We start from the raw sequence: 4174 nt of genomic DNA on the forward strand, positions 1-4174 counted from the left end.
GGTGCCCGCGCTGTGCAACGGCGCGGTCGACGCTCTGGCCGGACAGCTCGTTGTACCGCGAGGTCACCTCACGAGCCTGTCAGGTCGCTCGGGAACCCCGGCCCCGAGGCAGGCTTCAGCCCAGGCGCGCCGCCGCACCCTCGCCGTTCACCAGCAGGTCGCCGATCAGGGTCCGCCAGTAGAGCACCCGCTGGCCGTCGCGGCGCGACTGCAGCAGCCCGGAGGCGGCCATCACCGACAGGTGCTCGCTCACCGTGCTGATCGAGAGGCCGAACAGCTTGGCCAGGCTGGTCGTCGAGCGGGGCACGTCGAGGCCCTCGAGGATCAGCGCCCGCGAGCGGCCGATCAGGTCGGGCAGCCCCGCGGGGACGTCGCGGCCTGGCTGCTGCCAGACCCGGCCGGAGCCGCGGGCGCCGTACGACACCGCGGTGGCCACGGTCTCACGCGTGTCGAGGGCCACCCACGGCCAGCGGAACACCGACGGCATGAACCACAGCCCCTGCCCCGCCGATCGCACGGACAGCACCTGCTTGCCCACCTCGACCCTGAGCAGGTTGCCGTCGAGCGACAGGTCGCGGTGCAGCTGCGGCAGCAGCGCGGCGAGCCCGTGGGCGGCGAGCAGCCCCTGGTGGTGGGTGATGTCCGCGCGGTGGATCGCGTCGATGCGGTCCCAGAGCGGCTCGAGGACCGCCGCCCACCAGCCCAGCATCGCCTCGGCAGTGCGGTCGAGGTACTCCTGCGGCTGCATCCGCGCGGTGGCCGAGTCGGGCGCCAGCCTCCGCAGCTGCTCGAGGTCGGCCTCGGCCACCGCCAGGTCGGTGCGCCGTACGGCGTCGAGCTGCTCGAGCGGGTGTCCCGGGCGCGCGCTGGGCTGCGGCGCCCAGACGTCGGGCAGCCAGCCGGCATCGCCGGCCAGGGTGACCAGGTGGTCGATGTCGAAGTCCGGACGTTTCGGCACCTGCCGTCGCAGCCTCTGGTGGAGGAGGTGGCTCTTCTGGAAGACCAGTGCGTGGATGCTCGCGCTCGTCTCCCACACCGCATCGGTCGTGAACCGCACGTTGGCCAGGTCGGCCACGCCGACCTCGACTTCGATCACGGGTCCAGTGTGGGGCCGAGGCGGGGCCCAGCAGAAGGTTCGGTCCGGGCCGAAACCTCGCATCCGGCGGCACCCACTAGCCTCGGCCTCCATGCGCGCCGTCCAGGTCGTCGACACCGCCGGTCCCGAGCACCTCGAGGTGCGTGAGGTCCCCGAGCCGGCCCCCGGCCCGGACGACGTGCTGGTCGAGGTGCACGCGGTCGGGGTCTCCTTCCCCGACCTGCTGCTGAGCCGGGGCCAGTACCAGATCAAGCCCGAGCCACCGTTCGCCCTCGGCGTCGACTTCGCCGGCGTCGTCGTGTCCGGTCCCGGGTTCGCTCCCGGCCAGCGCGTCGCCGGCGTCGGGCCCTACGGCAACGCCGCCGAGCTGGTGGCCAGCCCCGCCGTCTCGACGTTCCCGCTCCCCGACACGCTGTCCTTCGAGGAGGGCGCCGCCCTGCCGATGAACTACCTGACCGCCCAGTTCGCCCTGGCGGAGCGGGGCGGGATCCGAGCCGGCGAGACCGTCCTGGTGCACGGAGCGGCCGGCGGCGTCGGGACGGCCACCATCCAGGTGGCCAAGGGGTACGCCGCCCGGACCATCGCCGTGGTCAGCACCGACGAGAAGGGCGAGGTGGCCCGCGCGGCCGGCGCCGACGAGGTGGTGCTGCTCGACGGCTTCAAGGACGCCGTAGCCGCGCTGACCGGCGGCCGCGGTGTCGACATCGTCGTGGACGTCGTGGGCGGCGAGGTCTTCACCGACTCGCTGCGCTCGCTCGCGACCCAGGGCCGGCTGCTCGTGGTCGGCTTCGCCTCCGGGCAGGGCATCCCCGAGGTGCGGGTGAACCGGCTGCTGCTCAACAACATCGACGTGCGCGGCGTCGGCTGGGGCGCCTACGCGATGGTCCGGCCCGGCTACATGCGCGAGCAGTGGGATGCGCTGTTGCCGATGATCGAGTCCGGGGTGGTGAAGCCGCCGATCGGCGCGAGGTACTCCTTCGAGGACTTCGGCCGGGCACTCCTCGACATGGACCAGCGCCGGACCCGCGGCAAGTCCGTCGTGCGGGTGCGGTGATCCTTCGGTGATCCTTCGGTGAACCCAGCCCACCAGCAGCTCGGGCACCGGGTCCGGTTCGAGTGGGGACCCACCGGCGCCGCGGCGATCGCGGACGGCGCCGACGTGGCCCTCGTCGTCGACGTCCTGTCGTTCACGACCACCCTCTGCGTCGCCGTCGAGCGCGGCATCACGGTGCTGCCCTACCGGTGGAAGGACGAGCGTGCCGCGGCGTACGCCGCCGAGCGCGACGCGACGCTGGCCGTCGGCCGGCTCGAGGCGCGCTCGCTCACCGGAGGTGCTGCGGTGAGCCTCTCGCCGGCTGCGATGGCCCGCGTGACCGGCGTCGAGCGGATCGTGCTGCCCTCGCCCAACGGCTCGACCATCTCCTTCGGGCTGGCCGACCTCGGCTGCACGGTCCTCGGCGCCTCCCTCCGCAACCGCACCGCGGTCGCCCGCTGGCTGCTCGAACGCGGCGGCACGGTCGCGGTCGTGGCCGCCGGCGAGCGCTGGCCCGACGGCACCCTGCGCCCGTGCGCCGAGGACCTGTACGGCGCCGGCGCGGTGCTGTCCCGGCTGCCGGACGCCGACCTGTCGCCAGAGGCGCGGCTGGCCGCCGACGCCTTCCGCGCGGTCGAGCCACGACTGGTTGCGGCCCTCCATGACTGCGCCGGCGGGCGCGAGCTGGCCGAGGCCGGCTTCGGCGACGACGTCGACGTTGCTGCCGAGCTCGATGCCGCGAACGTCGTACCGGTGCTGGAGAGCGGGGAGTTCCGGCCCGTCAACTAGTGTCTGGCGGGTGAGCATCCTGGACGACGCACGCGAGGGCATGGACCCCGACGTCCGGCCGCAGGACGACCTGTTCGGCCACGTCAACGGTCGCTGGCTGGCCGAGACCGAGATCCCGTCGGACCGGTCGAGCTGGGGGTCCTTCGTGGAGCTGGCCGACGCCGCCGAGGAGCAGGTCCACGCGATCATCGAGGACCTGGCCGCCAGGGCGACGGACGAGACGGCGGGCGACCTCAACGACGACGCGCAGAAGATCGGGGACCTGTTCGCGTCCTTCATGGACACCGAGCGGATCGACCGGCTGGGCACCCGGCCGATCCAGCCGCTCGTCGAGGCGGTGCATGCGCTGCGCGACGTGCGTGACGTGGCGGCGTTCCTCGGCGAGTTCGAGCGGGTCGGCGGCCATGGGCTGTTCGGCTCCTACGTCAACACCGACGACCGCAACTCCGACCGCTACCTGTTCCACCTCGTGCAGGGCGGGCTCGGGCTGCCGGACGAGTCCTACTACCGCGAGGACAAGTTCGCCCCGGTCCGGGAGGCCTACGTCGCCTACCTCGGCACCGTGCTGCGGCTCATCGACGCCGAGGACCCCGAGGCCGGCGCGCGGACCGTGCTCGACATCGACACCAGGCTGGCCGCCGGTCACTGGGAGCGGGCCGAGACCCGCGACGTCCAGAAGACCTACAACCTCACGACCGTCGCCGAGCTCCGCGAGCTCTGCCCGGGCTTCGACTGGGACGTCTACGTCACCAACCTCAGCGCCTCAGCGCACGAGGCCGACGACCTGCTGTTCGAGTCCTGCGTGCGGCAGCCGTCCTACTTCGCGCACCTGTCGACGGTGCTCGCCGAGGTGCCCATCGAGGACTGGCGGACCTGGCTGCTGACCCGGGTGCTGCGCTCCGCGGCGCCCTACCTGACCGACGACTTCGTCGAGGCGAACTTCGACTTCTACGGCCGGACCCTCGCCGGCACGCCGGAGCTGCGGGCCCGCTGGAAGCGCGGGGTGACGTTCGTGGAGGGCGCGGTCGGCGAGGCGGTGGGCCGCCACTACGTCGAGCGCCACTTCCCGCCGCGCGCCAAGGAGGAGATGGACGCGCTCGTCGGCAACCTGCTGGAGGCCTACCGCCGGTCGATCACCGACCTGGACTGGATGACCGACGAGACCAAGCAGCGGGCGTTCGAGAAGCTCGACACCTTCCGCCCCAAGATCGGCTACCCGGAGCGGTTCCGCGACTACTCCGCGCTGCAGGTGACCT

3 protein-coding genes and 1 pseudogene are annotated in these 4174 nt (G+C 72.8%); 3 read left to right on the forward strand and 1 reads right to left on the reverse strand.

Annotation, left to right across the window (positions count from 1 at the left end; translation table 11 throughout):
* Positions 1 to 115: 115 nt before the first annotated feature.
* The gene (locus VFV89_RS19625) at positions 116 to 1096 is read right to left on the reverse strand and encodes a helix-turn-helix domain-containing protein (protein WP_329707661.1); all 981 of its coding nucleotides are present in this window, start codon (positions 1094 to 1096) and stop codon (positions 116 to 118) included.
* 91 nt (positions 1097 to 1187) lie between these two features.
* On the opposite strand from VFV89_RS19625, the gene VFV89_RS19630 reads away from it, so the two are divergent.
* The 3 genes and pseudogenes from VFV89_RS19630 to VFV89_RS19640 all read left to right on the forward strand — a co-directional run.
* A complete protein-coding gene (locus tag VFV89_RS19630; protein ID WP_329707662.1) occupies positions 1188 to 2150 on the forward strand; it encodes an NADPH:quinone oxidoreductase family protein in 963 nt (320 codons plus the stop codon).
* Between the two features lie 18 nt (positions 2151 to 2168).
* Positions 2169 to 2918 (forward strand): 2-phosphosulfolactate phosphatase, encoded by a 750-nt coding sequence (locus tag VFV89_RS19635; protein ID WP_329707663.1) that lies wholly within the window; start codon positions 2169 to 2171, stop codon positions 2916 to 2918.
* 10 nt (positions 2919 to 2928) lie between these two features.
* A pseudogene (locus VFV89_RS19640) lies at positions 2929 to 4174 on the forward strand (M13 family metallopeptidase N-terminal domain-containing protein); the annotation flags it as partial.

The sequence above is a fragment of the Nocardioides sp. genome (assembly GCF_036274455.1).
GTDB lineage: Bacteria > Actinomycetota > Actinomycetes > Propionibacteriales > Nocardioidaceae > Nocardioides.

Bases quoted from the DNA above. Each gene is read 5' to 3' on its own strand.
- VFV89_RS19630 (WP_329707662.1), top strand. From the start codon at position 1,188: ATGCGCGCCGTCCAGGTCGTCGACACCGCCGGTCCCGAGCACCTCGAG.